This is a genomic window from Deinococcus aestuarii (assembly GCF_018863415.1).
Classification (GTDB): Bacteria; Deinococcota; Deinococci; order Deinococcales; family Deinococcaceae; genus Deinococcus; species Deinococcus aestuarii.
Genome location: NZ_JAHKSN010000004.1, coordinates 58,418 through 75,113, shown reverse-complemented (window position 1 = coordinate 75,113; position 16,696 = coordinate 58,418). Strand labels below are relative to the sequence as shown.

The 16,696-nt window shown below is 68.5% G+C and carries 21 protein-coding genes; 13 read left to right on the top strand and 8 right to left on the bottom strand.

Features of this window, described 5'->3' with window-relative positions:
* Nucleotides 1-17: 17 nt before the first annotated feature.
* The 7 genes from IC605_RS07605 (at nt 18) to IC605_RS07575 (ending at nt 6,273) form a co-directional block, all read left to right on the top strand.
* Nucleotides 18-326 (top strand): V-type ATP synthase subunit K, encoded by a 309-nt coding sequence (locus tag IC605_RS07605; protein ID WP_102126414.1) that lies wholly within the window; start codon nt 18-20, stop codon nt 324-326.
* Nucleotide 327: 1 nt separating this feature from the next.
* Nucleotides 328-888 (top strand): V-type ATP synthase subunit E, encoded by a 561-nt coding sequence (locus tag IC605_RS07600; RefSeq protein WP_216321236.1) that lies wholly within the window; start codon nt 328-330, stop codon nt 886-888.
* An 8-nt stretch (nt 889-896) separates the two neighbouring features.
* A complete protein-coding gene (locus IC605_RS07595) occupies nt 897-1,874 on the top strand; it encodes a V0D/AC39 family V-type ATPase subunit (RefSeq protein WP_216321233.1) in 978 nt (325 codons plus the stop codon).
* Complete coding sequence (locus IC605_RS07590; protein ID WP_216321230.1) at nt 1,871-2,227, top strand: V-type ATP synthase subunit F; 357 nt, start codon at nt 1,871-1,873, stop codon at nt 2,225-2,227. Before IC605_RS07595 ends, IC605_RS07590 begins: the two co-directional genes overlap by 4 nt.
* A 122-nt stretch (nt 2,228-2,349) precedes the next feature.
* The gene (locus IC605_RS07585) at nt 2,350-4,110 is read left to right on the top strand and encodes a V-type ATP synthase subunit A (RefSeq protein WP_216321226.1); all 1,761 of its coding nucleotides are present in this window, start codon (nt 2,350-2,352) and stop codon (nt 4,108-4,110) included.
* Nucleotides 4,107-5,519: a V-type ATP synthase subunit B gene (locus IC605_RS07580; protein WP_343216539.1), complete on the top strand. Its 1,413-nt coding sequence runs from the start codon at nt 4,107-4,109 to the stop codon at nt 5,517-5,519. Before IC605_RS07585 ends, IC605_RS07580 begins: the two co-directional genes overlap by 4 nt.
* Nucleotides 5,520-5,604: 85 nt before the next feature.
* Nucleotides 5,605-6,273, top strand: a complete 669-nt coding sequence (locus tag IC605_RS07575; RefSeq protein ID WP_216321223.1) for a V-type ATP synthase subunit D — start codon at nt 5,605-5,607, stop codon at nt 6,271-6,273.
* 27 nt (nt 6,274-6,300) lie between these two features.
* On the opposite strand, the gene IC605_RS07570 is transcribed toward IC605_RS07575, so the two are convergent.
* Genes IC605_RS07570 through IC605_RS07555 form a run of 4 tightly spaced genes read right to left on the bottom strand, consistent with a single transcriptional unit; the run spans nt 6,301 to nt 8,929 of the window.
* A complete protein-coding gene (locus IC605_RS07570; RefSeq protein ID WP_216321220.1) occupies nt 6,301-6,885 on the bottom strand; it encodes an HD domain-containing protein in 585 nt (194 codons plus the stop codon).
* A gap of 14 nt (nt 6,886-6,899) precedes the next feature.
* Complete coding sequence (locus tag IC605_RS07565) at nt 6,900-7,136, bottom strand: hypothetical protein (RefSeq protein ID WP_216321215.1); 237 nt, start codon at nt 7,134-7,136, stop codon at nt 6,900-6,902.
* 57 nt (nt 7,137-7,193) lie between these two features.
* A complete protein-coding gene (locus IC605_RS07560; RefSeq protein ID WP_216321211.1) occupies nt 7,194-8,165 on the bottom strand; it encodes an NAD(P)H-dependent glycerol-3-phosphate dehydrogenase in 972 nt (323 codons plus the stop codon).
* The gene (locus IC605_RS07555; protein WP_216321208.1) at nt 8,162-8,929 is read right to left on the bottom strand and encodes a class I SAM-dependent DNA methyltransferase; all 768 of its coding nucleotides are present in this window, start codon (nt 8,927-8,929) and stop codon (nt 8,162-8,164) included. Before IC605_RS07555 ends, IC605_RS07560 begins: the two co-directional genes overlap by 4 nt.
* A 173-nt stretch (nt 8,930-9,102) precedes the next feature.
* Here IC605_RS07555 and IC605_RS07550 point away from each other — a divergent pair, with 173 nt between their 5' ends.
* Complete coding sequence (locus IC605_RS07550; protein WP_216321205.1) at nt 9,103-9,576, top strand: DUF2141 domain-containing protein; 474 nt, start codon at nt 9,103-9,105, stop codon at nt 9,574-9,576.
* 98 nt (nt 9,577-9,674) lie between these two features.
* Here the strand turns inward: IC605_RS07550 and IC605_RS07545 are convergent, their stop codons facing one another.
* The 4 genes from IC605_RS07545 to IC605_RS07530 form a co-directional block, all read right to left on the bottom strand.
* Nucleotides 9,675-10,235 (bottom strand): DUF1802 family protein, encoded by a 561-nt coding sequence (locus tag IC605_RS07545; RefSeq protein WP_216321202.1) that lies wholly within the window; start codon nt 10,233-10,235, stop codon nt 9,675-9,677.
* A 254-nt stretch (nt 10,236-10,489) separates the two neighbouring features.
* Entirely contained in the window at nt 10,490-11,857 is a 1,368-nt protein-coding gene (locus IC605_RS07540; RefSeq protein ID WP_216321200.1) for an O-antigen ligase family protein, read from the bottom strand.
* Nucleotides 11,858-11,868: 11 nt separating this feature from the next.
* A complete protein-coding gene (locus IC605_RS07535; RefSeq protein WP_216321197.1) occupies nt 11,869-12,258 on the bottom strand; it encodes a prepilin-type N-terminal cleavage/methylation domain-containing protein in 390 nt (129 codons plus the stop codon).
* Between the two features lie 66 nt (nt 12,259-12,324).
* Complete coding sequence (locus IC605_RS07530; protein WP_216321194.1) at nt 12,325-12,693, bottom strand: prepilin-type N-terminal cleavage/methylation domain-containing protein; 369 nt, start codon at nt 12,691-12,693, stop codon at nt 12,325-12,327.
* Nucleotides 12,694-13,032: 339 nt separating this feature from the next.
* Here IC605_RS07530 and dnaB point away from each other — a divergent pair, with 339 nt between their 5' ends.
* From dnaB to nrdR, 5 genes are all read left to right on the top strand, one after another.
* Nucleotides 13,033-14,376: a replicative DNA helicase gene (gene dnaB, locus IC605_RS07525; RefSeq protein WP_216321798.1), complete on the top strand. Its 1,344-nt coding sequence runs from the start codon at nt 13,033-13,035 to the stop codon at nt 14,374-14,376.
* On the top strand, nt 14,376-15,053 hold the full coding sequence (locus tag IC605_RS07520; RefSeq protein WP_216321192.1) for an NUDIX hydrolase: 678 nt from the start codon (nt 14,376-14,378) through the stop codon (nt 15,051-15,053). The genes dnaB and IC605_RS07520 overlap by 1 nt, the downstream gene beginning before the upstream one ends.
* A 114-nt stretch (nt 15,054-15,167) precedes the next feature.
* Nucleotides 15,168-15,374, top strand: coding sequence for a hypothetical protein (locus tag IC605_RS07515; RefSeq protein ID WP_216321187.1), 207 nt, complete (start codon nt 15,168-15,170; stop codon nt 15,372-15,374).
* A gap of 40 nt (nt 15,375-15,414) precedes the next feature.
* Nucleotides 15,415-16,128 carry an SDR family NAD(P)-dependent oxidoreductase gene (locus IC605_RS07510; RefSeq protein ID WP_216321184.1) on the top strand — a complete coding sequence of 238 codons (714 nt, stop codon included), beginning with the start codon at nt 15,415-15,417 and terminating at the stop codon, nt 16,126-16,128.
* A 10-nt stretch (nt 16,129-16,138) separates the two neighbouring features.
* On the top strand, nt 16,139-16,594 hold the full coding sequence (nrdR, locus tag IC605_RS07505; protein ID WP_216321181.1) for a transcriptional regulator NrdR: 456 nt from the start codon (nt 16,139-16,141) through the stop codon (nt 16,592-16,594).
* The last annotated feature ends 102 nt before the right edge of the window (nt 16,595-16,696 follow it).

Here is a 16,696-nt window from a genome sequence, read left to right as displayed (position 1 = left end):
GTTTCGGGAGCCAAACCATGACCAAATACAACAAGATCGTCCTCGCGTCCCTCGTCCTCGCCCTCGCCACGAGCGGGTTCGCCCAGGAGACGGGCGGCGCCAGCGCCTCGACCGACGAGCTCTACCGTGGGCTGCGCGCCCTGGGCGCGGGTCTGGCGCTCGGCCTCGGCGCGCTCGGCACGGGTGTGGCGCAGGCGCGCATCGGCTCCAGCCTGGTGGGCGCGGTGGCCGAGGACGCCAGCAAGGCGGGCAGCCTGCTGCTGTACTTCCTGATTCCCGAAACGCTCGTGATCTTCGGCTTCCTCGCGCTGTTCATCCTCAACTGAGATGGCGCTCGACAAGCTCCTCGAGAACGAAGCGCAGTCGGAGATCGAGCGCATCCGCGCCGAGGCCCGTGACCGCGCCGCCCGCATCCTTGCGGACGCCCGGGAGAGTGCCCAGAGCCTGCTCGACAGCCGCACCCGCGCCCTGGAGACGCAGCGCCAGTCGGGCCTCGTGCGCGCCCGCTCCGCCGCCGACCTCGAACTCAGCGCCTCGCGCCTGAACGCGGGCGAACAGGGCCTGGGCCAGGTGTACGGGATGGTCGAGCAGTACCTCCAGGGCATCACGCAGGCCCCCGAGTACCGCGAGATTCTGGGCCGCCTGATCACGGAAGCCCGCCAGGCCATCCCCGACGCGGAGGCCGTCGAGGTGAATCCCGCCGAGGCCGCGCTCGCGCGCGAACTCGTGACCGACCTGCCCGTGCGGGAGAACCCGGCCATCAACGGCGGCGTGCGGGTCGTGGCGCGCGGCGGTAAGAGCGGGATCACGAACACGCTGGGGGGCCGCCTCGACCGGGTGAAGGGCGACCTCGCCCCGCAGATCAGCCGCCTGCTCGCCGGGGAATAGGAACGTCCATGCCCGACGACTACGCTTACATCAACACGCGCGTCCGCGTGATGCGGACCAAACTGCTCGACGGGCGCGCCCTTGACTCGGCGCTCGCCTCGGGCAGCTACCAGGAGTTCCTGCGCGTGCTCACCGAGACCGAACTCGCGCCCCAACTGCGCGAGACGACCGCCGAGGGCGCGGGCCTGCCCGAACTCGACCGGGCCCTCTCGCAAAACCTCTTCGCCACCTCCCGCAAGGTCCTGAACTTCGCGGACGGGCAGGCGCGGCGGGAGATCGAAGTGCTGCTGATGCGCTGGGACCTCGTGAATCTCAAGACGGTCGCGCGCGGCATCGTCAACGGGCGGGGCGCCGACGCGATCCTGGAGAGCCTGATCCCGGGCGGCACCATCAAGCCCGCCGCCCTCCAGACCGCCGCGGGGAGCACCGACCTGGCGAGCGCCGCGACCGCCATCGCCGTCAGCGGGCACCCGCTCGCCCGGGCGATGCGCGACGGGGCCGCCGCCTACGGGGCGAGTAACCGCCTGCTCGACCTCGAAGTGGCGCTCGACCAGGGGTACTACCGCCACGCCCTCGCGGTGTCGCGGAACACCAGCCTGCGCCGTTACTTGGGCCGGGAGATCGACGTGCGCAACGCGCTGATCGCCCGGAGCACGCGCGGTCAGGCGCTCGACCCCAACCTCTTCGTGCCGGGCGGGCACCTCGACGCGGGCGGCTACACCCGGCTCGCGGGCGGGGACGCGGGCGGGCTTCCCGACGCGGCGGCCATCCTGGAGGCTTCCACCCTGGAGGACGCCGAGGTCGCGGCCCGCGCGGCGCTCGACACCGCCGCGCGCAACACGTCGATGAGCGATCCCGAGGGCGTGGGCGTGATCCTCGACTTCCTGCGCCGCAAGGAGATCGAGATCGCCAAGCTGCGGCTGATCGGGCGTGGGAAGTTCTACAACCTCGCCACCGACCAGATTCGCCGGGAGGTGCAGGCATGACCGCCAAAGCCGGAGCAGGCAGCCAGACCCAGCGGGTCGCCGTCCTCGCCGACGCCGAGACCGCCACGGGCTACCGCCTCGCGGGCGCGGAGGTCGTCGAGGCGACCCCCGAAAACGCCGTGCGCGAACTCGAACGGGTGATCGTGGAGGGGCGCTACGGCCTCGTCGCGGTCGATACCGGGCTGATCCCCGACCCGGCGACCGCCACCGCCCGGGTGATGCGCGGGCGTGACCTTCCCATCCTGTTGCCCATTCCCAGCCTGAGAGACGCCTTCTCGACCGAGACGGTGGACGCGAAGGCGTACATGGGCAAGCTCGTGCGGGACACCATCGGGTTTGACATCAAGCTTTGAGCTTCAAGGGTCTAACGGTCTGGCCGTCCAACTGTCTCAAGGCACAAATGCCGTCCTGGGCATCTCCTAGACTGTTCGACCGTCAGACAGGTAGACCTCTCGACCTCTTTCAAGGAGAGCAGATGACGCAGAACAAGCAGGGCGTCGTGCAGAACATCGCCGGACCCGCCGTGATCGCCGACGGCATGTACGGCGCGAAGATGTACGACATCGTGCGCGTGGGCAAGGAACGCCTCGTGGGCGAGATCATCCGCCTCGACGGCGACACCGCCTTCGTGCAGGTGTACGAGGACACCTCGGGCCTCACCGTGGGCGAGCCCGTCGTGACCACCAACCTCCCGCTGTCCGTGGAGCTCGGGCCGGGGATGCTCAACGGCATCTACGACGGCATCCAGCGCCCCCTCGACAAGATCCGGGAGGCGTCGGGCGACTTCATCGCGCGCGGCATCGAGGTCTCCAGCCTCGACCGGACGAAGAAGTGGAGCTTCACGCCGAGCGTGCAGGTGGGCGACACGGTGAGCGGCAGCTCGATCCTGGGCACGGTGCCGGAGTTCTCCTTCACGCACAAGATTCTCGTGCCGCCGGAGGTCCAGGGCCGTCTGCGGATGGTCGTGCCTGCCGGGGAGTACACCATCGACGACACCATCGCCGAGCTAGAGGACGGCACGAAGTTGCGGATGGCGCACTACTGGCCCGTCCGCGCGCCGCGCCCGGTCGCCCGCAAGCTCGACCCCAGCCTGCCGTTCCTCACGGGGATGCGGATTCTCGACGTGCTGTTCCCTCTGGTGATGGGTGGGGCGGCGGCGATCCCGGGGCCCTTCGGCTCGGGCAAGACGGTCACCCAGCAGTCGGTCGCCAAGTACGGCAACGCCGACATCGTGGTGTACGTGGGCTGCGGCGAGCGCGGCAACGAGATGACCGACGTGCTGGTCGAGTTCCCGGAACTGGAAGACCCCAAGACCGGCAACCCGCTGATGCAGCGCACCATCCTGATCGCCAACACCTCGAACATGCCGGTGGCCGCGCGTGAGGCGTCGGTGTACACGGGCATCACCCTCGCCGAGTACTTCCGCGACCAGGGTTACAGCGTGTCCCTGATGGCCGACTCGACCTCCCGCTGGGCCGAGGCGCTGCGCGAGATTTCCTCCCGCCTGGAGGAGATGCCCGCCGAAGAAGGCTACCCGCCCTACCTGGGCGCCAAGCTGGCCGCCTTCTACGAGCGCTCCGGCGCCGTGAAGACCCTCGCGGGGGAGGACGGCGCGGTGTCCGTGATCGGCGCGGTTTCTCCCGCGGGCGGCGACATGTCCGAGCCCGTGACCCAGGCGACCCTGCGCATCACCGGCGCCTTCTGGCGTCTGGACGCGGGCCTGGCCCGTCGCCGTCACTTCCCGGCGATCAACTGGAACGGCTCGTACTCGCTGTTCACGCCCATCCTCGACTCGTGGTACCGCGAGAACGTGGGCCGGGACTTCCCCGAATTGCGCCAGCGCATCAGCAACATCCTCCAGCAGGAGGCCAGCCTTCAGGAGGTCGTGCAGCTCGTCGGCCCCGACGCGCTTCAGGACCAGGAGCGGCTGGTGATCGAGGCGGGGCGGATGCTGCGGCAGGACTTCCTCCAGCAGAACGGCTTCGACCCGGTGGACGCCTCGGCCTCCATGCCCAAGAACTACGGCCTGATGAAGATGATGCTGAAGTTCTACGACGAGGCGGAAGCCGCGCTGCGGAACGGTGCCACCATCGACGAGATCATCCAGAACCCGGTGATCGAGAAGCTGTCGCGCGCCCGCTACGTGCCCGAGGGGGAGTTCGTCGCCTACGGCGAGGGCGTGATGGACGAACTCGACCGGACCTTCAAGCGCACCGCCCAAGGAGTGAGAGCGTGACCACCCTCCTGAAGAAGGAATACAACGACGTCGCGTACATCTCGGGCCCGCTGCTCTTCGTGAACGCGGCCTCCGACCTCGCGTACGGCGCCATCGTGGACATCAAGGACGGCTCGGGCCGCACGCGCGGCGGGCAGGTCATCTCGGTCTCCGACGAGAACGCCGTCATCCAGGTGTTCGAGGAGACGCGCGGATTGGATCTCGCCACCGCCTCCGTGAGCCTGGTGGAGGACGTGGCCCGCCTGGGCGTGTCCAGGGAGATGATCGGTCGCCGCTTCGACGGCCTGGGCCGCCCCATCGACGGGCTGCCCGCCGTGGTCGCCGAGCAGCGCCTCTCGATCAACGGGCAGCCCATGAACCCGGCGGCCCGCGCCAAGCCCGAGGAGTTCATCCAGACGGGCATCTCGACCATCGACGTGAACACGTCGCTGATTCGCGGGCAGAAGCTCCCGATCTTCTCGGGCTCGGGTCTGCCCCACAACGAACTCGCGGCGCAGATCGCCCGCCAGGCTAAGGTGCCCGGCCACGAGGGCGACTTCGCGGTGGTGTTCGCGGCGATGGGCCTGACCCAGCGTGAGGTCTCGTTCTTCACGCAGGAGTTCGAGCGCACCGGGGCGCTGGCCCGCTCGGTCCTCTTCCTCAACCGCGCGGACGACCCCGCCGTCGAGCGTCTGCTCACCCCCCGCATGGCGCTGACGACCGCCGAATACCTGGCGTTCGAGCAGGGCTATCACGTCCTCGTGATCCTGACCGACCTGACGAACTACTGCGAGGCGCTGCGCGAGATCGGCGGCGCGCGTGAGGAGATTCCCGGTCGGCGCGGCTTCCCCGGCTACATGTACACCGACCTGGCGTCCCTCTACGAGCGCGCGGGCGTGGTGCAGGGCAAGCCCGGGTCGGTCACCCAGATTCCGATCCTCTCGATGCCCGACGACGACATCACCCACCCCATCCCCGACCTGACCGGGTACATCACCGAGGGGCAGATCGTGGTGGACCGTGGCCTGAACGCCAAGGGCGTGTTCCCGCCGATCAACCCGCTGCCGAGCCTCAGCCGTCTCCAGGGCAACGGCATCGGCAAGGGCAAGACGCGGGCGGACCACAAGAACGTCTCCGACCAGCTCTTCGCCGCCTACGCGAACGGCCTCGACCTGCGCAAGCTCGTGGCGATCACGGGTGAGGACGCGCTGACCGAGACCGACAAGCTGTACCTGCGCTTCGCCGACGACTTCGAGAATTACTTCATCGGCCAGGGCGACCAGGACCGCTCCATCGACGACTCGCTGACGGTGGCCTGGGCGATCCTCTCCAAGCTGCCCCAGAGCCAGCTCACCCGCCTCTCGCGCGACTCCATCGACAAGTTCTACGGGACGAAGGTGGACGAGATGTGGCGGGGGAACCGGATTTAGGAGTTAGGATTTAGGGGTTAGGACGGGATGTTCCTAATTCCTAACCCCTCATCCCTAATACCCCACCGATGAAGGAGGTGGAATCATGGCAGGACAGATCAGCCCCACCCGCTCGGCCCTCCTGGCGAGCAAGGCCAGCCTCAAGACCGCGACGGGCGGCGCCGACCTCCTCAAGCGCAAGCGGGACGCCCTGATCGGCGAGTTCTTCGCGCTGGTGAAGGACGCGCTCGCCGCACGGGAGCAGCTCGGGGGCGTGAGCAAGGGGGCGTATACCAGCCTGTTCGGCGCGAAGGCGTGGGACAGCCCGGAGGCGGTGGAGAGCCTGAGCCTCGCGGGGAGCGGGGACTACGCCGTGGACATGCAGATCGAGAGCATCTACGGCGTGAAGGTGCCCCGCATCAACGTGCCCGAGCGCAACACGCAGGTGAACTTCAGCCCGATCAACGTCGGCGCCCGGACCATCCAGGCCGCGACCGACTTCGGCGGGGTGATGGAGGCCATCGTCAAGGTCGCCGCGACCGAGACGAAGCTGCGCCGGATCGGCGAGGAGATCAAGAAGACCAGCCGCCGCGTGAACGCGCTGGAGCAGGTCGTGATTCCCGGCATCCAGGACGACATCCGTTTTATCCGCGGCGTGCTCGACCAGCGCGAGCGCGAGGAGAGCTTCCGCCTCAAGAAGATCAAGGCGAAGCTGGAGCGCGACAAGGAAGAGAAGAACGTCCAGGCCGGTCAGCACGGCACCGCCGCCGACTGAGCGCCGAGCAGACGCGAGAAGCCGCCCTCAAGTGGGGCGGTTTTTCTCTTGCAGGTGTTCGAGCGTCGCCGTGAGATTCGTTCGGGCTTGAAGCTCCAACCCGGCGAACTCGGACGTGGAGAAGATGCGCTCGCGGTCGAGGAAGCTCCGGAGGACCCGCGCTCGCCCGGACCGGTATGCCTCCTCGGGAACGAAACTGTACTCCTGGCGAATCGCGGCGTCGTAGGCGGCGAAGGTCTGGGAATCCGCGCCCAGGATGCTCAGGTCTGCATCGACCAGCAGCGCCTCGTTTCGCGTGGTCGGAGGTGCCACATGTCGGGTGGCGAGGATCAGCGTCCGAACGTCCGCCTCCAACTCAGGAGGGGCGCCCTGCTCCCGCAGCCAGCCGCCGAACACTTCCGCGCTCCGTTCCTCGTTGCCCTCCGCCCGTGGGTCGTACACGAGGTCGTGACCCCAGGCGGCAAGGCTGAGCACGGGGGTCAGGAGGCCGCGCGAGGCCAGGGCGTCCAGCATGGCCCGCACGTGGTCCGCGTTGTGATAGGCGCGGTGGGGCTCGGTGTAAAAGGGCAGGGCGAACGCCTCGGCGGCCAGCAGGAGTTCACGCTGCCCCATAGCGTTTCCGGGACTTACAACTCGGTGGAGTCCGCGAGGTCCGGCGTCTTGCGTCTGGGCGGTGCCTTGCGGGCGGGGACGGCGGCGACAGCGGGCTGGTGGTCGGGGTCGAGACCGCACAGGATGTTGTAGGTGCGGCGGATGTCGGCGGCGCGGGCCTCCACGTACCCCTGCCCCACCTTGCCCTCGTAGGTGTTGGGCTCGGTCATCTGGTAGGCGAGTTGCAGGGCCCTGGCTTCAAACGTTTCCATACTCACACTCTTATACCGGGGAGAGGTCAGGTGAGGGTCGGGCTTGCCCAGCCCACCCTACCCCTCCAGTTCCGGCTTGGCGTCCCGCTCCATCAGGTGCGCGAGCCCCCTCGCGGGCGTCCACTCCCCGCCCGTCACCTTCGCCACCGCGCGGACGATGGGGAGGTCGTGGCCGTGGGCGGTGGCCCAGGCGTCGAGGAGACCCGCCGTGCGCAGGCCCTCGACCACCTTGCCGCCCTGGGCCGGGCTCTCGCCGCGGGCGATGGCCTCCCCGGCGGCGCGGTTGCGGCTGTGGCGGCTCGTCGCGGTCGCCACGAGGTCACCCAGCCCGCTCAGGCCGTACACGGTGTCCTCGTGGGCGCCGAGGGCCTGAAGGTAGCGCCCCATCTCGCGCAGGCCCCGGGTGATCAGGGTGGCCTTCGCGTTGTCCCCCAGCCGCAGCCCGTCCCCCATCCCGGCGGCGAGGGCGATGACGTTTTTCAGCACCCCGCCGAGTTCCACCCCCAGCTCGTCCGTGCTCGTGTACACCCGCAGGGCGGGGGAGACGAGGGCCGCCTGCACGGCCCCGGCGAGGGAGGGGTCGGCGCTCGCCACCACCGTCGCGGCGGGCAGACCGCGCCCCACCTCCTCGGCGTGGTTGGGGCCACTGAGAACGGCGACGCGGGTGAAGCCCAGCTCCCGCGCGAGGTCGGTCAGCCGCCCCCCGTCCGGCGCGAGGCCCTTGGCGCACAAGACCACCCCGAGTTCACGCGGCAGGCCCGACAGGAGATCGGGAACACCCACGCTGGGGACGACGACGAGGGCGAAGTCGGCACCCGACACGACGGCCTCCAGGTCCGAGGTCACCGTCACCCCGTTCGGCAGCGCGACACCGGGCAGGTACTCGCGGTTCTCGCGCACCTCGGCGAGGCGGGAGGCGAAGTCGGGGCGGCGGGCCCACAGGACGGCTTCCCGGTCCGCCCGCGTCACCGCGACCGCCAGCGCCGTCCCCCAGCCGCCCGCTCCCAGCACCGGAACTGGACGGCTCATGCCTCCCCCGCCCACGCGAGAACCCAGACGCGCGGCGTGTCGGGCGACGGCGGCGCGTAGTCCGGGTACTCCACGATCTCCCGGCGCGCAAAATTCGCCTCCCGCAGCAGGGGTTCGAGGTCGGCGGGATCGTACCCGCGCTCGCGGTGGACCTCCATGAATTCCTCCCAGGCGCCCCCGGCGCCTTGCACCCGGCAAAAGGCCTGCACCACGCCGAGGTCCGCCTCCGCGTCGTGGTGGTGCGACCAGTGGTAGTGGACCTCCCGCCCGTCCGGTGTCCGGGCCAGGCCCTCGACGGCGCCTCCCTCCCACAGCTCCCGCACGCCCAGCCGGGTGTTCAGGTCACAGGCGAGGAGGCCACCCGGACGCAGGTGGGCCCGCGCCCGCCGGAGGGCCGCGCCCAGGTCGTCGGGCGTCAGCAGGTTATTCAGGCTGTCGAAGACGCAGGTCACGAGATCGAAAGTCGCTCCCAGGTCGAACGTGCGCAGGTCGCCGACGGAGAGCGGGACCCCCGGCCCCAGCCGCTCGCGGGCCACGCGCAGCATCTCGGCGCTGCCGTCCAGGCCGTGGACCCGCAGGCCCGCCGCCCCGAGTTCGCGGGTAAACCCCCCCGTGCCGCAGGCGAGGTCGAGGGCTGTCCCGACCTCCAGTCCCCCGTCGCGCGCGTACGTCAGCACGAAGTCGGCCCAGTGGTCGTACTCCACGTCTGCCATGATCGCGTCGTACACGGCGGCGAGCGCGGTGAAGGGCGGCTGACTCTGCATGGGGTGTACTCTACCGCCCCCATCTTTTCAACGCCGCGTCAGGTATCACGGGCCTTTTGCCGCCAGCATGAACAGGCCGTGAGCCCAGCGGGAAGGGTTCGCCTGTAGCCCTTCCCTCAATCGGGCCGCTACGGTAGGGGCGTTCGGTTTCGACATCCCAGGAGGTTTTCGCCATGAAGAACATGCTTGCTGTCGCTGTCCTCGGTACCGTCGCCCTCAGCTCCTGCACCCTCGCGGGGAACCCGGTCCGCAAGGACGTGACCGGACAACTGCGCGGCTTCAGCGCCAACCAGAACCTCGGCCTCGCGCTCGTGGGGTTTAACAACGGCCAGTACACCGCCGACGGCACCCAGTCGCAGGTGATCGACAAGTTCCTGACGGGCGGCTTCGCGCTCGACCTGCCCACCAACCTGCCCTACGGCACCTACCGCGTGATCGTCTTCCGCGACGCCAACAACGACAACCGCTTCAACACCGGAGACACCGTGCTCAGCCGCGACAACGGCAAGCTCGTCGTGTACGCCCAGCGCGACAATCAGTTCTTCAACGGCACCCGCCGCGGCTGGAACCTCTACACCAGCGCGAGCGGCAGCGTCCAGACCACCCTGCTCAACAATTACGACCTCGACGCCATCGCCGCGCGGTAAGCCGAAAGGCAGGAGGGAGGGGAGGGCTCACGGGCCCTTCCCTTTTTTCGCTCTGGAGAGGAGGAGCCCGCGCCGTGACGGGTCTCCCTCCTGGCCGCTCAGCCCCGGGCCCCCACGGTGAGTCGCTCCTTCAAGGCCGCCTGCCGCTCCTCCAGCACCGTCTCGTTCAGTACGGGGGGGCCCGCCTCGAAGGTGACGTCGCCCAGCGGCACCCAGCTCACGCAGCCCAGCATCTCGGGGGTCTCCGGAAGCCGCCGCGGCGCCGCGAGCGGGCGAACCCGCAGCAGCAGCGCGTGGACCCAGGGCCGGTTGCGGTAGTGAAAGCGCCGCTCGATGGCTCCCGCCGTGAGCGCCTGCCAGGGCTCCAGGGCGAGGGCTTGCTCCAGCGATTCCACCTTGTGGACGGCCACCACCTCGGCCAGGGCCGGCAGCACGATCCTGCCTGGCTCGGGATCGTCCCGCAGCAGACCCGTGAACTCGGGGCGCAACTCGGCGGGGTTCTGGTGCAAGAAGGTGGGGTAGAGGAGAAAGGAACGGTGCTCGACCTCGAAGCCCTCGTGCGTCTCCATGATGCCGCCCTTGCGAATCAGCAGGGCCGACTGACCGGAGGTGAGCGCCTGACACTGGGTGTCCCATTCCTTGAGGGCAAAGGTGGTCATGCGGAGAGTGTAGGGGGTGACGGGAGGTCGGGATGACCGCCCCCGCCCCTGCCGACCGGGACCCAGGCGGAGAGCAGCGCGGCGCCGTCGTCGGCAAAACGGGGGAGAGGAGGGGCCTGTCCGTGGTCTTTTCCTTGCGAGGCGGCGGCCTGCGCGTGGTCACAGCCCTTCCTCGACACGGCTCAAGGCGGTCGTGCCGGAGCGGGTGGACGGGGACGAGCGGTTGGGGGTGACCGGAGGGGCAGCGGCGATGATCAGGCCTGGGCGCCGTGTTGCCGACTCCTGTACGATGCCCATGCCATGCCCAGCATGAACCAGGCGATGGGCGCGAAGCGGATGATCTCGGGCCAGGTCATCAGGTAGGCGGCGTAGGCGAGGAGCGCGGCGGAAACACCCGGCAGCAGGGTTCGCCCCGACCAGAGACCCACCGTCAGCAGGGCCGCGAACAGAAGTGCGGCGGGGAGGCCGTAGGTCAAGGCATAGTCCATATATTCGTTGTGGACCTTGCCGATGGCGACGACGGCGGCCTCACGCCTGCCGCTCGCGTGGGTGACCATGAAGCGGGGAGACTCGGTGGGGGTGGGGTTCAGGCGCCTGATTTCGGTCAGGTCGTGGTGACCGAAGTCGGCCAGGAGTTCTTTCGCCGGTCGCTCGTTCATGGCCTGCCACAGGGCCGGCGTGCCCCAGCCGAAAAGGGGCTGCCGGGGAATGCCCAGGAGGGCGGATCGCCACAGCACACCCCGCCCGCTGCTGTCGGCGAGGGCCTGATCGGACGGGTCGCCGAAGAGACTGAAGGCTCGCCCCTCCCCCCGCACGGCCACCGTGGCGACACACAGGACCGCCCCGAGCAAGACCGCTCCCCAGGCCCGGAGCGAGGGCCGGGGGCGGGCCCAGACGAGAAGCCACACCAGCCCCAGGGCCCCCGCCAGCCAGGCCCCACGTGTGAACGAGCCCACCCACGCCCAGGAGATCAGGACCACGGCCAGCCACCCCAGGGCCCACCGGGGACGCTGGCCGAGTGCGGCCACTCCCACGGGCAGCAGCAGCGCGAGGATGCCTCCCATATATCCCCGGTGGCCCATCGTCCCGCCGTAGGGCGTTGCGATGACCCCTGCAATAGCCCCGTCCCCCGGCACGCCCAGCCACCCCACCTGTTGCAAGACGTTGGTCAGGGCGAGAAGAGAGCCGCCGAGCAGGACCACCCGCCCGAAAAGAAGGGATGCCTGCGTCTCCGAGCGTGTCCAGACGAAGCCCGCCAGCAACAACACGCCGTAGACCAGATGCATGAGCACGCCGTCCGCCCGGTCGGGAGTGCCCCACCAGCCCGCCCAGCCCGCCCGGTTCAGGAGCGTGGACAGGGTAAGCCAGGCGCCCCAGACTCCCAGGAGAACGAGCAGACCCCGGGCTTCACGAAGCGCGTTCCGGTGACGCCAGAGAACGAGCAGCGCCGAGGGCAGGATGACGGCGTAAATCCAGAACACCTTCGGGGCGAGGTAAACCTCGTCGAAGGACATGGCGAGGACGGGGTTGAGTAGCAGGGGAAGGGTCCAGAGTGCCAGCAGCAGGAGTTCGGGTGCCCTATTCGTGGAGCTTGTCGCTCCCTGGGTGTGCGTCTGGGTCATCCTCGCCAACCTCAATTCCCAGCAACAACTGTTCTCCCGTTATGGTAAAAGACCTTTTCAGTCACGCTGTTGACTGTAACTGTGTAATCATCTCTGTCCGGATTGACGTTGATGATAGTACTGATGATGGAACTGGGGCGTGGAAGGCGTGCATCGCCCAGCGACGGGTCCTCACAGCTTCTTGCCTCGGGAAGTTGCTGAGTCACCGAATTGCGAGCAGATTCTAGCGATGTGACACAGTGCCGCAGGTAGGCGATAGCCGCTCCATCGTTGGAATGACGGCGAGCGGACAGGAGATTGGGAATCAGGGCACTGGCGAGCAGGCTGAGAATAGCTATCGTGGTCAGAAGTTCAACCAGGGTGAAGCCGCGATCCTTCCGTTGTGATCGTCTCGGTTTCATAGTTTTGACACCATAGAAAAACAACCCCCACCTGGTCAGGTGAGGGTTGGCGCGTCATGCTCAGTCTTAGCTGCCTTCGACGACTTCCTTGCCGTTGTAGTTGAAGATCTTGCCGGTCTTGCTGACAGCCCTGATGGTGTAGGTGTCGCTGGCCGGGGTGTAGGAGATGGCGCAGCTCGTCAGGCCGTTGGGAGCCGTCACGCCCTGGAGGGTGGCGCAGTTCGTCTCGGTGGGCAGCGCCTGGGTCACGGTGTTACGGTTGGCCTCGACGGCGGTCACGGTGTTGCGGACGAAGCTCTGGACGGCGCTGTCGTTGGCGCGGTTGCGGGAGCTGAGCAGGTTGGGGATCAGCACCGCCGCCAGGATGCCGATGATGGCGATCACGATGAGCAGCTCGATGAGGGTGAAGCCCTGGGTGCGCGTCTGGTTCTTCATAGTCTTCTCCTGGTTGACCGTCGGGATAAGGAATTGGGAGATGGTCCTTCGGGTCGGGGATGGCGTTGCAGGTGCGGGTGTCTCCCGTCCTTGCTTGAGAAGAGAGTAGGAAAGGCGGCCTAACAGGCCTCTTACTGCCCCTTGCCTAAGGACGGGGGTCCCGGCGGGGGGAGGCGGTGCGGCCCGGGCGGGGGTGGTATGATGCGCGGCAGTTCAGCCGGGTTCAGACCGGGCGAATGGGTCGAACCCCGACCCCACCAACTCCATTCCCGGCACATGCCGCGCGTCGCCTTTTTCGGGCGCCGCGCCCGGCGTGACGTGCCTGAAAGAGGTCCCCCCTTGGAACTCACGCCGCGCGTTCCCCCGCACAGCAACGACGCCGAGATCAGCGTGCTGGGGAGCATCCTGCTCGACAACGACACCCTCGCGCAATTGGGCGACACGGTTGGCCCCGAGATGTTTTACCGGGAGGGTCACCGCAAGATCTTCGCAGCGATGCGCGTCCTTCAGGAACGGGGCGAGCCGGTCGATCTGGTCACCCTCAGCGAGGACCTGCGGGTGCGCGGGCAGCTCGACGAGGTAGGCGGACTGACCTACCTGATCGGGCTGGCGGATCAGGTGCCCACCGCCGCCTACGCCGAGCACTACGCGCGGATCGTGCAGGAAAAGCACACGCTGCGGCAGCTCATCAGCGCGTCGGGCAAGGCGATGCAGCTCGCCTACGAGGCGCAGCTTCCCCTGGAAGACCTCCTCGACCGCGCCGAGAAACTGATCTTTGAGGTCGCCGAGCAGAAGAAGGCCGAGGGCTTTCAGGAGATGAGTGAGGTCGTCCACGACACCTTCGAGTACATCACCCTCCTGCACGCCAACAAGGGCATTCCCGACGGGGTGAGCAGCGGCTTTCGCGACCTCGACGAGCAGATCAGCGGCCTTCAGAAGGGGAGCCTGAACGTGCTGGCGGCCAGGCCCTCGATGGGAAAGACCGCGTTCGCCCTCTCCATCGCCCAGAACGTCGCCCTGCGCGGCGAGAAGACGGTGGCGGTCTTCAGCCTGGAGATGCCCAGCGTGCAGCTCGCCCTGCGGATGCTGTGCTCCGAGGCGCGGGTGGACATGAACCGCATCCGCAGCGGCCAGCTCAACGAGCGCGACTTCGAGCGGCTGGCCCACGCCGCGGGCCGTCTCGCCGAGGCCCCGATGGTCATCGACGACGAGCCGGACCTCACGCTCAACGGCCTTCGCAGCAAGCTCCGCCGCATCGCCGCGCAGCACGGGCAGCTCGGGCTCGTCGTGATCGACTACCTGCAACTCATGTCGGGCGGCAAGAACAACGGCGGCAGCGACAACCGGCAGCAGGAGATCAGCACGATCTCACGCGGTCTCAAGGGGCTGGCGCGTGAACTTGAAGTGCCGATCATCGTCCTCAGTCAGTTGAGCCGTGCGGTGGAGCAGAGACCGAATCATAGACCGATGCTCTCCGACTTGCGTGAATCGGGTGCGATTGAGCAGGACGCGGATATCGTCATGTTTATTTACAGGGACGAGTATTACAACAAGGAAACCGATCAACAGGGCATCGCGGAAATTATCATCGGGAAGCAGCGCAACGGGCCCGTCGGCACGGTGAAGTTGCAGTTCCACTCGGCCCACGTGCGCTTCAACGACCTCGCGCCGGAGGGCGTCTGATGACGGACGACGTGAAGGCCGCCGCGAACGGCGCCGGGGGCCAGCGGCGACGAAGGCGCAGGCGGAACACGCGGCCAGGGGCGGCGCCGGGCCCCGGGCAGGTGTCCTCCGCGACGGCCGTGCCCGTTCCCGCCGCTCCCCAGAAGCGTGGGCAGAAGCGGCCCCTCGCCGACCCCCGCATCGGGGTGGGCTGCATCGTGCTGCGGGGAGACGAGATTTTGCTCGTGCGCGAGCGGGGGCGCTGGTCGCTGCCCAAGGGCGGGCTGGAGGCGGGCGAACTCGTGCAGGAGGGCGCCCGGCGCGAAACCTATGAGGAGACCGGGCTCGTCGTGGAGTTGCGCGACCTCGCCTTCATCGTCGAGTTCCAGGCGCAGACCTGGGGCCATCACCTCCAGTTCTTCTACACGGGCCGGGAAGTCGGCGGCACGCTTCAGCCCCGCGACCCCGACCGCGACGTGCAGGAGGCCCGCTTCGTGCCCATCCGGCAGTTGCGCGAGTTCATCCGCTTCCGGCCCCGCCTCGTCGCGCTGGAGACGTGGCTGCGCGAGCGGCGGCCCCGGCACTTCGTCTTCAACCTCGACAAGGAACCCGCCATGCTGCGCAAACGGCGCCGGGTCGGGGTGGGTCCGGCCGTGTCCGAGGTCCCCGACGATGTGGGTGAGGAACCCGACCTGTAGGCCGCGGACGAGGGGCGGCCGCTCCCCCCTTCCGGGACAACACAACCCCCGAAATGGTCGGCCTGGACAGGCTCAGAAGATTTGCCGCTCTCCCTTTTCTGCTATGATCAGAATATGAAACGTCCGTTACGTCTCAAAGAGGACCTTCAACCTGCCAGCGGACGCGGTTATATGCACGTCTGCCCGTGGTGCGGCCAACCCCTCTTGCTCTACGACACCCGCGATGGGGACCAGGCGTACTGGTGCGAGCCCTGCGGCAAAGGGCACCGGGCGGGCGAGCTTCCCCTGGGGGCCCTGCGCCCCCTGCCGCACGCGGGCTGACCGATCTGTGGGGCGGGGTCGGGGCGCTATGCTGGGCGAGATGACTGCTCCCCCTCTTGCCCCCGGTGCCGGGTCCGTGCTGGACGGCCAGGTGATTGCCGTGACGAGCGCCGACCAGGGTTACGGCCGGTCGATCAGCGCGGCGCTGGCGCGGGCGGGTGCCAGCGTAGTGCTCGTCGGGGGCAACAGCGAGACGCTCGCGGCGGCGGCGAGCACCCTGGAACTCGCGGGCGGGACCGCCGTGCCCATCAAGGCGGACGTGGGCGTGCCCCTCGACTGGCTGAGCGCGCAGACCCGCATCCTGGAGATTTTCGGGGCGCTGCACGGCATCGTGCACCTCGCCGACAAGCGGGCGCACACCAATTTCACGCTGCTCAGCGAGGCCGAGTGGATGGAGCTGTTCAACTGCAATGTGAAGAGCAGCGTCGGCATCGCGCAGATCGTTCGCCGCCGCCTGGGCGGCACGTGGCTGACCATCGTCGGCCCGCACCTCGACGAGCGCGGATTGCAGGTCCACCCGCAGCGCGGCGCAATCCGGGGTCTGGTCGAACACGCTCAGGACGAGGAATTGCGGATCAACCTCGTGTTGCCGGGGCGGGCGAGCACGGGGGAGGAGGCGCTCGACCGCCCGCTGGCGGACGCCGTGCTCGCCCTCGCCACCCCGGCCCTGCTGCACCTGCGCGGCACCGTGCTGGAGGTACCCCTACCCCCCGCGCCGAGGGTGCGTCCCCCCGACCCCGCCCTGCTCCTGTGAGCGTGCCCCGGTGAGGTGCCCCTACTGCTCGGCACCCGACTCCAAGGTCGTCAATTCGCGCCCCAGCGACGACGGGGCGAGCATCCGCCGCCGCCGCGAGTGCCTGCGCTGCGCCCGGAGATTCACCACCTACGAGCGGGCCCAGCTCGAACCGCTGATGGTCGTCAAGCGCGGCGGCCAGCGGGAAGCCTTCAACCCCGACAAGCTGCTGCGCGGCCTGACCCTCGCCACCGAGAAGCGCCCGGTGCCCGCCGAACTGCTGCGCGCCTTCGCCTACGGCTTCGAGGACGAGGTGCAGGTGCCAGAGATTCCGAGCGGCGAGATCGGCAAGCGCGCGATGAGCTTCCTGCGCCCGCTCGACGACGTGGCCTATATCCGCTTCGCCAGCGTGTACCGCGACTTCGACAGCCTGGAGCGGTTCATCGAGGAGATTCGGGGGCTCAAGGACCGGGAGGGGGAGGGGTAGGTCTCTTCTCCACACCCTGACCTGTCCTGCGGAGCGGGAGGCGACCCCCGAACGTGTTCAGCCGCCAGCTTGTGATTGCTGACGGCTGAAAGCTGACGGCTT